A 13,165-nucleotide genomic window follows, 5' to 3' on the forward strand; every position below is an offset into this window, starting at 1 on the left:
TGTTACCCATAGCGCTCCCGGACATGCACATGCTAGCTTGTTTTTGGATCTTCAATCGTAAGGAAAACTGTGGATACGAGATTCGTAGCGAGCTTGCTGGCCATAATCGAGGAGGGCTCGATCGCGGCTGCGGCGCGGCGCAGCGGGGTGACGGCCTCGGCGCTGTCGCAGCGGATCTCTGCACTTGAGGCTGAACTGGGCGTCACGCTTTTGCGGCGCGAGGGGCGAATGGTGCAGCCCACGCATGCCTGTCGCAGCGTGCTGCCCCGGCTGCGGGCGATGCTTCGGCTGGAACAGGACTTGCGCGCGGACTTGCGGGGTCAGAGGCTGGCAGGGCCCTTGCGGGTGGGGGCGATCTCTACCGCGCTTGGGGACTGGGCGGCGCAGCTTTTGCGGCATCTGCATCACGCGGCTCCCGATGTGGATCTGCGGTTTGTTCCCGGGACCTCGCCGGGTTTGATGGCTCTTCTGGAGGCAGAAGAAATCGATTTGGCGCTGGTGGTGGAGCCGCCTTTGTCGCTGCCAAAATCCCTGCGGTTCCAGCAGATGTTTCAAGAGCCCGTTGGGTTGTTACGCCCAGCTTTGGATAGCGCCAGCACCTTGCCTTATCTGGTCTATTCGCGTGAAGCCTGGGGCGGGGCGATCTGTTGGTCGGCCTTGACTGCGCGCGAGCCAAACCCGTCTGTCTTGGTGGAAATGGATGCGCTCGAAGCGCTGGCGCAGATGGTCGAGGATGGTGTCGGTCAAGCGGTGCTGCCAGCGTGGCGCAGTCTGGCGCGCCATGCGCCCGCAGCCCGGTTCACCGCGTGGCCTGGTGTTTATCGTAGCATTGGCCTGCTGCACCGTCTGCGCGATCAGGACAGCCCGTTTCTGACATTGGTGCGCGAGGGGATCGGGCAGGAAGGCGGCCCTTAGCGCGGGCGATGGACGTTGGCGCTCTGGACAATCCCGAATGCAGCGAGGAGCACCAGCATGGCCGAGCCGCCATAGGAGACCAGTGGCAAGGGCACGCCGACCACAGGTGCGAGCCCCATCACCATCGACATGTTGACCGCAAAGAACAAAAAGAAGTTGAGTGCGATGCCGAGTGTCACCAGCGAGGAGAACCGGTCCCGGGCCGAGATCGCGGTGGCAACGCAGAAGACGATGATCATCACATAGATCGACAGAAGCATTACGCCGCCCACAAAGCCGAACTCTTCGGCAAGTGTGGTGAAGATGAAATCGGTGTGCTTTTCCGGCAGAAAGTTCAGGCGCGACTGCGTACCCTGCATAAAACCGCGCCCGGACCAGCCCCCGGACCCAAGCGCGATCTTTGACTGCGTGATGTGATAGCCAGCCCCGAGTGGATCTTGGGAAGGATCGAGAAACGTGTCGATGCGGCGGTACTGATAATCCTTCAGCAGTTGCCAGTCGGTGCCCCGGCTCTGGAAAACAGCGGCGACCAGCCCACCGGCGGCGGCAATCACTGCAGCAAAATAGGCCCAATGTACCCCGGCCAGGAACATCACCCCGCCGCCCGCTGTCAACAGAAGGATAGAGGTCCCAAGGTCAGGCTGTTTCAGCACCAAAAAGGTCGGTGCAAGGATTAAGAACACCGGCACGAGCACGAACAGCGGCCGCGAGGTGCGATTGGCGGGCAGCCAGTCGTAATAGGCCGCAAGCACCATCACGAGGGTGATCTTCATAAGCTCGGAAGGTTGCAATCGGAGCGGTCCGATATCGACCCAGCGCTGCGCCCCCATGCCGACGGAGCCAAACAGCTCGACCGCTACCAGCAGCACAAGCGCCATCAGATAGGCCAGCACTGAGATATTGCGCCAGAACCAGATCGGCACCATCGCCACCACCAGCATCACGCCGAGCCCGACCAGAAAACGCTTGGCCTGCGGTTCGACCCAGGGCGAGAATGACCCGCCCGCCACCGAATAGAGCATCAAGAAGCCAACGCCTGCAGCCGCGCAGAGCAGCAGCACCAGGGGCCAGTTCAGAAACAGGATCTTGCGCAGGCCGGTCGGGGTCGATTTGGCGTGATACTCAAGATAGCTCATGCCCGGTCGCTCCCGCCGCTTTCCTCACGCTGATGCATTTCGCGCTGGAGACGTTCCTGTTGCGCTTGGATCTTGCTGCGATCGCCTCTCGGGTAGGCCTCGAGCGGGGGCGTGCCGCCATAGAGGGCCTGCAGCAGCACATCCCGTGCAATAGGCGCGGCTGCGGTGGAGCCGCCCCCGCCGTGTTCCACCACGACCGAGACAGCGTATTTGGGATTGTCATAGGGCGCATAGCAGACATAGAGCGCATGATCGCGCCGCTCCCACGGCAGATCCTGGTTGCGGATCACGCCCGACGCGCGTTCGGCGGCGGTGATATTGCGCACCTGGCTGGTGCCGGATTTTCCGGCCATGCGCATGTCCTCTGCAATGATCCGCGAGCGGTAGCCGGTACCGCGACGGTCATTGCTCACGGCGTACATGGATTTGCGGACATGGTTCAGGTGGTTCTGGTTGAGCCCGAGTGGCTCCCCCAGGCCGGAGGGCTGTTCGATCCCATTGATGGATTTCACCAATCGGGGCGAGATCTCGCGCCCCGATGCAATCCGGGCGGTCATCACCGCAAGCTGCATGGGGGAGGCAAGCATATAGCCTTGTCCAATCGATGCGTTCACCGTGTCCCCTACGAGCCAGTCCTGACCGTAGGTGCGTGATTTCCATTCCCGGTTGGGGGCAAGACCCGCCGCAACGGCAGACATCGGCAGATCGTGGCGTACACCAAGCCCAAGCCTGTTGGCCATCTCGGAAATGCGATCCATGCCCACTTTGATTGCGAGATCGTAATAATAGACGTCACAGGAGCTCTTGAGTGAATCCAAGAGGTTCACATGGCCATGCCCGGCGCGTTTCCAACAGTGGAACCGCCGCCCCGAAACCTCGAGGTGACCGGGGCACCACGTGGTCTCGGCCGGTGTGATGACTCCCGCCTCGAGTCCTGCAAGGGCAGTGACCATCTTGAAGGTGGAGCCGGGCGGGTAGGTGCCTTGCACGGTTTTATTGGCCAGCGGGCGGTAAGGGTCTTCGGTGAGCGCGCGATAATCCGCGACCGAAATCCCGCGCACAAAAAGGTTGGGATCAAAACTCGGGCTTGAGCAGATCGCCCTGAGATCGCCGTTCTCCACATCCATAATGACTGCCGCAGCGCTCTCGGAGCCAAGGCGCGCCTGCACATAGCTTTGCAGATCTGCATCCAGCGTCAGCTGCATATCCGCGCCCGGCTCACCTTCTCGCCGGTCAAGCTCTCGCATCACCCGGCCTGCGGCGTTGACTTCGACCCGCTTGATCCCGGCTTTGCCACGCAACGAGTCCTCTTGCTTGGACTCAAATCCGACTTTGCCAAACTGGAAACGCGGCGTGAGCAGCACGGGATCCGGGTCTTCCATTTTGGAAAGATCATAGTCCGAAACCGGCCCGACATAGCCCACAACATGTGCAAAATCAGGGCCTTGTGGATAAACGCGGGAGAGGCCGACCTCGGGTGTGATGCCGGGCAGGGCCGGGGCATTCACCGCGACCTTGGAAATATCATCCCAAGAGATCTGATCTGCCAAAGTAATGGGCAGGAAAGGACGCGAGCGGCGCATCTCGTTGCGAGCGCGCTCCAGATCCTCTTCGTCGAGGGGCAGCAGCCGGTTGAGATTGGCGATCACCTCTTCCACATCGCCGGCGTCCTCAGGCACCAGAACGATCCGGTAGGAGGGCGAGTTCTGAGCGATGATATTGCCGTTGCGATCATAGATCTCGCCTCGGCTGGGCGCGAGCAGGCGAATGTTGATGCGATTCTCTTCGGCAAGCAGGCGGAACTGGTCGGCCTGATCCACCTGCAAAAACCGCATGCGCATGGCCAGCGCCCCGGTGAATCCGAGCTGAAGCCCCCCGAGCAGCAAGGTGCGACGGGCGAGTTTGCGATGGCTGTGATCCTGATCTTTCTGATTGCGTTTCACAGGCGCGCTCCAAGGGTTTCTGCATCCGCCGCCGACAGGCGACGTACTCCGAACAGGCTCTGGCTTATCAGCACAACGAGCGGATAAGCGGCGATCGTCATGATGACTTGCACCAGAATCAGCGCGATATGCGCCTGTTCCACCGCCAGAATGCCAAGGATCATCCGGTTGAGCAAAGCGATGGCGATCATCACGATGCTCACGGCCACCCATTCCCCCAAAAACGGAGTTTCGCGATGGGTCGAGAGGCGTGATTTCAAGAACTCGCAGGCCAGAAGCGCCAGCAAGGCCCAGAGACCGGGCGGACGTTGAAACAGCAAGTCTGCCAAAAGCATGACCGCCGCGATCAGCAGCGGTGGCACGAAATCGGGACGACGCGAGGACCACGCCAGCGCAAAGGCAAGCAGCAGATCCGGCGGGCTCCACCGCCGGGGCATCGTATCAAGCGGCAGCAGGTGAAAGAACATGATCAACAGCGCCACCCCGGCAAAGACCGCACGCATGAGCCAGATCGCAGCCGGAGAGGTCTTAGCCATTGTCACCCTCATCCTGTGTTCCACCCGGGGCCGCGCGCTCCAAAAAACCTTCGGGGCGAGGCAGGGGGATCATATCGTCGGGCACTGGCGCGATCAGAGCGCCGGGATCGCTTATGGGGGCGCTGCCCTGATGGCGCAGCACACGCAAGAATTCCAGCCGCTCATAGTCCGCCGAGAGCCGCACCCGCAACCGTCCCGCGCGGTCCTGCGCGACCTGTCCGATCAGCAGGCCGGGCGGAAAGACCTTGCCGTCTCCGGATGTGACGACCCGGTCACCCGGGCGCACCAGCTCCGGGTTTTCGACGAAATTCAACAGCGGCGCGGCGGTGTTGTCTCCGCTCACCAGGGCGGTCTGGCCAGAGGGCTGCAGAGTTGCAGGCACCGCGCTTGCGGCGTCGGTCAGCAGGATCACCCGCGCGGTATCGAGCCCGGTGCCGGAAATACGCCCGACCAGCCCGATCCCATCCATCGCGGCCCAGCCGTCCTGAATGCCGTCTCTCGCGCCGACATTCAAAAGCACCGACTGCCGAAAGGGAGACCCCGAGTCCGCCAAAACCACGCCGGTGACATAGGTTAGCTGCGGATCAAGACGGACGTTGTTCAAATCCAGAAGGCGGGCGTTTTCCTGCTCCAGCTGCAAGGCTGCTTCTTTCCAGGCACGCATCTGCCGCAACTCGGAGCGCAACTCGCGGTTCTGTTCCGACAGACGTTGATAGCTTTGAAAATCGCGCACCAGATTGATCGCGCCGGTGACCGGCGCCATCGCCCATTGCATATTGGGCACCACCGCATCCACCACCTGCGCGCGAAATCGCTCCACACGGGGGCTGTCGATGCGCCAGACCAGAAATATTACCGCCAGAACCAACACCAAAAGCCCGACAAGCAAACGCTTGAGCGGGCCTGCATAGTCTTCGCGCTGTGACCGATCTTTGGCCAAGGCTCTCCTTCCAGCAGTCTTTCAAACCAGAGCCATGTCCGCTCTGTTCGGGACGTCAGCTGTCGTAGTCGATCGCGTGACGCAGCTGCTTTTCGTATTCCAGCGCCTTGCCGGTGCCAAGAGCCACACAGTTGAGGCTTTCATCTGCGATGGAAACCGCAAGGCCGGTCTGCTCGCGCAGGGCCAGATCCAGATCGCCAAGAAGCGCGCCGCCCCCGGTGAGCATCACGCCCCGGTCGACGATGTCTGCGGCCAGATCGGGTGGCGTGGTTTCCAGTGCCGTCATCACCGCCTCGCAGATCTGCTGAACCGGTTCGGCAAGCGCCTCGGCGACTTGGGCCTGAGAGATCTCGATCTCCTTTGGGACACCGTTCAGCAGGTCGCGCCCGCGGATCTGCATCGACTGGCCTCGGCCATCGTCAGGCATCCGGGCGGTGCCGATGGAAGTCTTGATCCGTTCGGCCGTGGCCTCCCCGATCAAAAGGTTCTGCTGGCGGCGCAGATAGGAGATGATTGCCTCGTCCATCCGGTCGCCACCGACGCGCACGGAGCGCGCGTAAACGATGTCGCCCAGTGACAGAACTGCGACTTCGGTGGTGCCGCCGCCGATGTCGACAACCATGTTACCGGTCGGATCGGTGATCGGCATGCCGGCCCCGATCGCTGCGGCAATCGGTTCGGCAATGAGGCCAGCACGGCGCGCCCCGGCGGCCAGAACCGACGAGCGGATCGCACGTTTTTCCACAGGCGTGGCGCCGTGCGGGACGCAGACGATCACCTTCGGCTTTGAAAAGGTGGAGCGTTTGTGGACCTTGCGGATGAAGTGTTTGATCATCTCTTCTGCGGTATCGAAGTCCGCAATCACACCTTCACGCATCGGGCGGATCGCCTCGATGGAGCCCGGGGTCCGTCCCAGCATCAGTTTGGCGTCCTCGCCCACTGCGAGCACCTTTTTCACGCCATCCTTAACGTGATAGGCCACCACTGAGGGTTCCGACAGGATGACGCCTCGACCCTTGACGTAGACCAGCGTGTTTGCGGTACCGAGGTCAATGGCCATGTCCGAGGTGAACAGACCGCCGAGATTTCCGAAGAGCGCCATGTAGAAGGGATCCTGTGAGTACTGCAATTGCTGGGCCGCGACTCTTTTGCCGGGCCACTGACTGTGCCCTTATAAGCGTGGCAGGCCTGCCGTAAAAGGGAGTATTGGGAGCACCTAGCGTCTTTTCGCCTGTAAACAGGGCCAATCTGTCCCCTCTGCGCAATTCCCGCACAACAGGCCCGTCTCGTAGGTCAGCGCGTCAGCCAGAAAAGATGGCATCCATGCGCGCCTTGTAGGTATCCCATGTGACCGTGGCGCGGTTTCCTGCGTAGTTGTGATAATAGGATTTTCCGTTCGAGGTCGGTAGCCCGGCCCAGATCTTGGCGAGGTTGTTCATGAACTTGGTCTGGCTGATTTCGCCAGCCTTGAACTGCGACAGGCCCGCTTCTTCAATCAGCTGATGCGCCAGTTGGTCCTGCAAGGACTTGTTGAACTTGCGCCCCAAAGGCACGCCCTGGTGTTTCACCAGGCGGCGCAGGGTGGCAGGAATGAACTGATACCGGCCGATCGCATGCGGCTGCCCCGGTGTTGCGTCGATCCAGGTATAGATTTCCAGCAGCGTCATGTCGGTGGGTTTTGCAGGTGGCTTGATCTTGGCGCCATGCTGGACCGCGTCATAGTTGGCCCGCCCGGCCTCGGCGCTGGCGATCACGTTCATGATCTCTGCTACATCGACACCAACCGCAACGGCAGCGCGTGCAAATAGACTTCCGCTGCTGCGCCCGCGAAAAAGGCTTGCGGCGCTCGGGTTCATCGAAACTGCGCCACGCCCCGTGGCATCGTCATTCAGGATCGCCTCGCGCGCCGACGGGGTAGAGGTGCGCATGAAGAAGCCCCCATCCCCCACCAGAGAAAACCCCGCGGAATTTGCGTGCAGCGCGCTGTGTGGGAGGGAGAAGATAAGCGCCAGCGCAATCGCGACGCCGGGCTTGAGGCTCGTTCTGAGGGACATATGGACCTGCTTCTGCGGGTGATTTCGCCACTCAATTTGCCGCAATGTGGTTGAGATTTGGTTTAGGGCGCGCGCGGAGCCTCTTTCGCAAACCCCGCATTACAGCTAAGGGACGCATATGCTGTCGTATCAACATATCTATCACGCGGGAAATCTTGCGGATGTCCAGAAACACGCGCTTTTGGCGTGGATGCTGGACTACATGACCCAAAAGGACAAACCGCTGAGTTACCTGGAAACCCATGCGGGACGTGCGCTCTATGATCTTGGTTCTTCGGAGGCGCTGAAAACAGGCGAGGCCGCGAAGGGGATCGATATTGCGCGCGACTGGTTTGCCCCGGAGCACCCATATGCGCGTGTGCTGGAGCTGGTCCAGGCGCAGCATGGGGCGACCAGCTATCCGGGCTCGCCTCAGATCGCGGCAGAGCTGCTGCGCCCTGGCGACAGGCTGCATCTGGCAGAACTTCACCCGCAGGAAGCAGCGGCGCTGCGTGAAGCCATGCGCGGGTCGGGCGCAAAGGTTCATGTCCAGGATGGTTTTGAGATGGTGCAGTCGCTGGCACCGCCAGAGCCGCGCCGGGGGCTAGTGCTGATCGATCCGAGTTATGAAATCAAAGCCGACTACGCCCGTATTCCCGGTATCATCGCAAAACTGCACCGCAAATGGAATGTCGGCGTGATCGCGCTGTGGTACCCGATCCTGAGCGACGGCACGCATGTCCCGATGCTGAAGGCGCTTGAGGCGCACGCATTGCCGGAGGTTTTCCGCCATGAGGTGCGCTTTGCCCCGGCGCGCGACGGGCATCGGATGGTTGGCTCCGGGATGTTCGTGGTGAATGCACCCTTTGGGTTGTCACAGGAAGCCGTGCGTCTTGATGCGAAATTTGCGTCGCTCTGATTGAAGCTGGCGCGTTTGAAAAGGGAAACCGCCCGCACGGGGATGCGGACGGTTGGGTGTCAGGGGCGAGCGGGCTGTCTTATGAGGCCCGGCGTTGCGCAGCGGGATCCGCGTCATCAACCTGAAACTGACGGGCGTTCTGAGCCAGGGCGTTTGCCTCATCCCGCAGGCGCTGGGTTGCAGCAGAGGTTTCCTCGAACATTGCCGCGTTCTGCTGTGTGACCTGATCAAGCTGGTCGGCGGCGGAGGTGATCTCCGAGAGGCTTGTGGCTTGTTCCCGGGCCGCCTCAGCAAGGGCGCTGACGGTTTCGTTGATGGCGGAGATATGCGCGTTGATCTCGTCAAGAGCCGTGCCAGAGTCGCGCGCCAGTGACACACCGGTCTCCACCTCGCGGCTGGCGTTTGTGATCAACTCTGCGATCTCGCGCGCCGCATCTGAGGATTTCCCGGCCAAAGCGCGCACCTCGCCAGCCACAACCGCAAACCCGCGGCCGGCTTCGCCCGCGCGTGCGGCCTCAACCCCGGCGTTGAGCGCCAGCAGGCTGGTCTGAAAGGCGATATCGTCGATCAAAGAGGTGATGCTCGAGATCTTGTCGGAGCTTTCCTCGATCCCCTGCATGGCCTCAATGGTGCGCCGGACCACCTGCGCGCCGCGCTCGGTCCGTTCGCTGGCCTGCTGCACCCGCTCGGAGGCTGCGCGGCTCTCTTCGGCAGAGTTTTTCACCGAAGCCGAGAGCTCTGTGAGGGCCGCGGACGTTTCTTCGAGAGAGGCTGCCTGGGTTTCCGTACGCATGCCAAGCTCACGCGAGGAGCTGTCGAGGGATTCGCTTTCGCTCTCAATCCGCTCCACCCCGGCGACCAGCGTGCGCATCAGGTCGGAGATCTGCGTAACCGTTGCGTTAAAGTCTTCTGCCACCTGCCGGAACTCGTCGGGCATGGCGTCATCGACGCGCACGGTGAGATCCCCCTGGGCAAATTTCGCGAGACGCTGGCTTAGGATGGCGACGACGCGCTGGCGTTCCTCATCCTTGATGTGCGCCTCTGCTTCCAGTGCTGCCTGCATTTGCAGCCCATCCCGGAAATTCGCCACTGCATGCGCCATTTGGCCGATCTCGCTGCGATCCGACAGGCCCGGCACATCCGCGTCCAGGTCGCCATCGGCCATGGTGGCCATACGTGCCTTGAGCGCATCAAGAGGCGGCAGCATGCTGCGGATAATCAAGAGCGATACGCCGATCAACACGGCGAGGGCAACACCAAGCCCCATCAGGGCCTGCATCCGCATTTGCGCGATGTCGGCCTCAATGTCGTTCATGTAGGCGCCGGTCCCAAGGTACCAGTCCCAGGGTTCATAATATTGTGCGTATGTGAGCTTGGGTTCGACGGCTTTGGTCGCGGGGTTCTCGAAATAGATCGTCGAGAGCGAGTGCCCCTCAGCATCCAGATTGCCGAGGATGTTTTCGAAGATCCGGTTGCCATGCACGTCCTTCAGGTCGCGCTGGCTCTCACCTCCAACCCATTGCGGGCGGAAGGGGTGGACGGAATAGACGATGTCGCTGTCAAAGGCATAGACATAGCCGTTTTCGCCAAAGCGCAGATCATTGAGAATTTGAGCCACCGAGGCTTGCGCCTCGGCCTGGGTCATTTCACCGGCTTCGACGCGGGCATTATGGGCGTCCAGATGGCTGCGGGCGATGTCTGTTATGTGGCGCAACTCTCCCGCCCGAAGATCATAGGCGGTCTGAGAGGCATGGTTCAGGGTGTAGAAAGTCAAGCTTGCGGCCGCGACGAGCGCAAGCGCTACAAGGGCGTAGATCCGAGTGGATAGTCCGTAAAATGCGGCGGGCATGGGTTTTTGGCCTTGCGTGTTTTCGGTTCGCGACCTTTTTCTGACAAAAAACCTAACACCGGCTTTACAGACTCGATCTGATGCGCCTGCGGGTACCCGGTATTCAAAAAATGCAATGCACCTGTGGAACAGAGGCGGGTTTCCCCTCTGACCATGCAAAAAGCGCCCGGACTGTGCCGGGCGCCTTGTGATTTTTGGACTTTGATCCTGAGGTCAGGCTCAGCCGATGATGCCGTTGAGGGTTGCAGAGGGGCGCATGACGGCGGCCTTCTTTTCAACGGAGGGGTGGTAATAGCCACCGATGTCGGCTGCGCCTCCCTGAGCGGCGGCGAGTTCAGACAGAATCGCCGCTTCGTTGGAGGCAAGAGCCTCGGCAATCGGTTTGAAATGCGCGGCCAGCTCCGCGTCATCACCCTGTGCCGCGAGGGCTTCTGCCCAGTAGCGGGCAAACCAGTAGTGGCTGTCGCGGTTGTCGGGCTGGCCGACTTTGCGCTCGGGCGATTTGTTGTTGTCGAGGATGCCTTGGGTCGCAACCTCGGCAGCTGCGCCAAGCACGCCTGCCTTCTCGTTGCCTTTGACATCGGCGAGGAACTTCAGGCTTTCGCCCAGAGCGCAGAACTCACCCATGGAGTCCCAACGCAGGTGGTTTTCCTCAACCAGTTGCTGCACGTGTTTGGGCGCGGAACCGCCTGCGCCGGTCTCAAACAAGCCGCCGCCGTTCATCAGCTTCACAATCGACAGCATCTTGGCCGAGGTGCCAAGCTCGAGGATCGGGAACAGGTCGGTCAGGTAGTCGCGCAGCACGTTGCCGGTGATGGCGATGCTGTCCTTGCCCGCAGTGATGGTCTCGAGGCTCTGACGGGTGGCTTCGCGCGGCGCCATGATCAGGAACTTGTCGGCGACGCCAGCCGCATCAAGCGCGGGTTTGACGTATTTGATCAGCTCTGCGTCATGGGCGCGGTTTGCGTCCAGCCAGAAGATCGCCTCGGACCCGGTCAGGCGCTGACGGTCCAAAGCCAGTTGAATCCAGTTCTCGATTGGAGCCTTTTTCACGGTGCAGGCGCGCCAGATGTCGCCGGCCTCGACTTCGTGGCTGTGCAGGGTCTCGCCATTGGCCAGAATAACGCGGATCTCGCCGTCTGCCGGGGCTTCGAAGGTCGTCGGGTGCGAGCCATACTCTTCCGCCTTTTGCGCCATCAAGCCGACGTTTGCGACCGAACCGGCAGTGGTCACGTCGAGCGCGCCATTGGCTTTGAAGAAGTTGATGGTCTCGTCATAGACGGTGGAGTAGCAGCGGTCGGGGATCACGCAGTTGGTGTCGCCCTTGGCGCCGGTCTCGTCCCAGCCCTTACCGCCAGCACGGATCACGGCCGGCATGGAGGCATCGATGATCACGTCGGAGGGCACATGCAGGTTGGTGATACCCTTGTCGCTGTCCACCATATACATGGAGGGGCGTTCGAGCGCGGCGATCTCGGATTTGATCTCATCTGCGTTGGGCAGGCTGTCGATGGCGGCCAGAACCGCACCCAGACCGGAGTTCGGCGACCCACCTGCGGCAGCAATTGCGGCGCCGTGTTTATCCCACACAGGGCCGAGCCAGGCTTTGACCGCGTGGCCAAAGATGATCGGGTCGGAGACCTTCATCATGGTGGCCTTCATGTGCAGCGAGAACATGGTGCCGTCCGCCTTGGTATCCTCGATCGCGCCAGACAGGAACGCGGCGAGCGCTTTGGCGGACATGAAGGTCGCATCGGCAACCGTGCCTTCTGCCAGCGGCCAGCCGTCTTTCAGAACGGTGACGGACCCGTCTTTTGCGACAAATTCGATCTTCGCGTCACCGGCCTGCTCGGCGGAAATGGTGGCGGATTTCTCGTTGGCATAAAAGTCGTTGCCGGGCATCGACGAGACTTTGGTCTTGCTGTCGCCAGACCATGCGCCCATCGAATGCGGGTTGTTCTGAGCGTAGTTCTTCACGGCTTTGGCCGAACGACGGTCCGAGTTGCCTTCGCGCAGGACTGGGTTCACCGCGGAGCCCTTGATGGTGTCGTAGCGGGCGCGGATTTCCTTTTCCGCGTCGGTTGCGGGCTCGTAGGGGTAGTCGGGCAGCTTGTACCCCTGCGCCTGCAGTTCCTCGATCGCGGCCACCAGCTGGGGCACGGATGCAGAGATGTTGGGCAGTTTGATGACATTTGCGTCGGGGGTCTTCACCAGCTCGCCCAGCGCGGCGAGGTCATCGCTTTGGCGCTGCTCTTCGGTGAGGTTCTCCGGGAAGGTCGCGATAATGCGTGCGGCCAGCGAAATGTCCTTTGTGCCAACGCTGACACCGGCAGCATCCGCAAATTTGCGGATGATCGGCAGGAAAGATGCCGAGGCCAGCTCGGGCGCTTCGTCTACAATGGTATACAAAATGTCCGGCGTTGAATTTTCTGCCATGTTCCACAACCTTTCTGCGAATTCGGAAGCTGTTGTTCGTCGTCAATTCGGTGCGCGTGTGCCGCGTCACTTGATACTTGTCCGGCAGGGGGCGCGGGGCCTGCGCCGGGCATGCATGATGTTCACACGCCTCTCCTAGACCACGAGACGACACAAGGCAATTGTCTGCATGCGACTTCGCGGCATTGTTGCGCAGGCTTGCCGCTTTGTGCGCCCCCCCTTTGCGACATGACCTATCCTTGCGAGAGTTCCCCCTGTTCCTACGGACGTCGCTCATATTCTGTAGCTGAATAGCGATTGCCTGTGATAACATGGTTAAATTGGAATGTGGGGTGCTCTGAGGAGCGTACCAGCACCAAGGCGGGCGCGAAGCGGCAGGGGGGCTTTGTTTCGCGCCCCGGGCGCCCGAGCGTCCACGGACAAGAGCCATGGCAACAGCCATCGCAGAGTGCAGGGAG

At 61.3% G+C, this 13,165-nt stretch carries 10 protein-coding genes; 2 read left to right on the top strand and 8 right to left on the bottom strand.

Features of this window, described 5'->3' with window-relative positions; genetic code table 11:
- Positions 1 to 69: 69 nt before the first annotated feature.
- Positions 70 to 915: a LysR family transcriptional regulator gene (locus tag TM1040_RS06665; RefSeq protein WP_011537816.1), complete on the top strand. Its 846-nt coding sequence runs from the start codon at positions 70 to 72 to the stop codon at positions 913 to 915.
- Here TM1040_RS06665 and rodA read toward each other — a convergent pair.
- The 6 genes from rodA to TM1040_RS06695 all read right to left on the bottom strand — a co-directional run bounded on the left by rodA (position 912) and on the right by TM1040_RS06695 (position 7,524).
- Positions 912 to 2,051, bottom strand: a complete 1,140-nt coding sequence (gene rodA / locus TM1040_RS06670; protein ID WP_011537817.1) for a rod shape-determining protein RodA — start codon at positions 2,049 to 2,051, stop codon at positions 912 to 914. The two genes, TM1040_RS06665 and rodA, sit on opposite strands and share 4 nt — an antisense overlap.
- Positions 2,048 to 3,994, bottom strand: coding sequence for a penicillin-binding protein 2 (mrdA, locus tag TM1040_RS06675; protein ID WP_011537818.1), 1,947 nt, complete (start codon positions 3,992 to 3,994; stop codon positions 2,048 to 2,050). Before mrdA ends, rodA begins: the two co-directional genes overlap by 4 nt.
- Entirely contained in the window at positions 3,991 to 4,530 is a 540-nt protein-coding gene (locus TM1040_RS06680) for a hypothetical protein (RefSeq protein WP_011537819.1), read from the bottom strand. The genes mrdA and TM1040_RS06680 overlap by 4 nt, the downstream gene beginning before the upstream one ends.
- On the bottom strand, positions 4,523 to 5,470 hold the full coding sequence (mreC, locus tag TM1040_RS06685; RefSeq protein WP_011537820.1) for a rod shape-determining protein MreC: 948 nt from the start codon (positions 5,468 to 5,470) through the stop codon (positions 4,523 to 4,525). Before mreC ends, TM1040_RS06680 begins: the two co-directional genes overlap by 8 nt.
- 55 nt (positions 5,471 to 5,525) lie before the next feature.
- Positions 5,526 to 6,572: a rod shape-determining protein gene (locus TM1040_RS06690; protein WP_011537821.1), complete on the bottom strand. Its 1,047-nt coding sequence runs from the start codon at positions 6,570 to 6,572 to the stop codon at positions 5,526 to 5,528.
- 199 nt (positions 6,573 to 6,771) lie between these two features.
- A complete protein-coding gene (locus tag TM1040_RS06695) occupies positions 6,772 to 7,524 on the bottom strand; it encodes a hypothetical protein (protein WP_011537822.1) in 753 nt (250 codons plus the stop codon).
- Between the two features lie 118 nt (positions 7,525 to 7,642).
- Between TM1040_RS06695 and TM1040_RS06700 the strand changes: the two genes are divergently transcribed.
- Positions 7,643 to 8,422, top strand: a complete 780-nt coding sequence (locus TM1040_RS06700; protein WP_011537823.1) for a 23S rRNA (adenine(2030)-N(6))-methyltransferase RlmJ — start codon at positions 7,643 to 7,645, stop codon at positions 8,420 to 8,422.
- Between the two features lie 79 nt (positions 8,423 to 8,501).
- Here the strand turns inward: TM1040_RS06700 and TM1040_RS06705 are convergent, their stop codons facing one another.
- Positions 8,502 to 10,271 carry a methyl-accepting chemotaxis protein gene (locus TM1040_RS06705; RefSeq protein WP_011537824.1) on the bottom strand — a complete coding sequence of 590 codons (1,770 nt, stop codon included), beginning with the start codon at positions 10,269 to 10,271 and terminating at the stop codon, positions 8,502 to 8,504.
- A gap of 219 nt (positions 10,272 to 10,490) precedes the next feature.
- Positions 10,491 to 12,707 (bottom strand): NADP-dependent isocitrate dehydrogenase, encoded by a 2,217-nt coding sequence (locus TM1040_RS06710; protein WP_011537825.1) that lies wholly within the window; start codon positions 12,705 to 12,707, stop codon positions 10,491 to 10,493.
- Positions 12,708 to 13,165 lie beyond the last annotated feature (458 nt).

This window comes from Ruegeria sp. TM1040 (assembly GCF_000014065.1).
Taxonomy (GTDB): Bacteria; Pseudomonadota; Alphaproteobacteria; order Rhodobacterales; family Rhodobacteraceae; genus Epibacterium.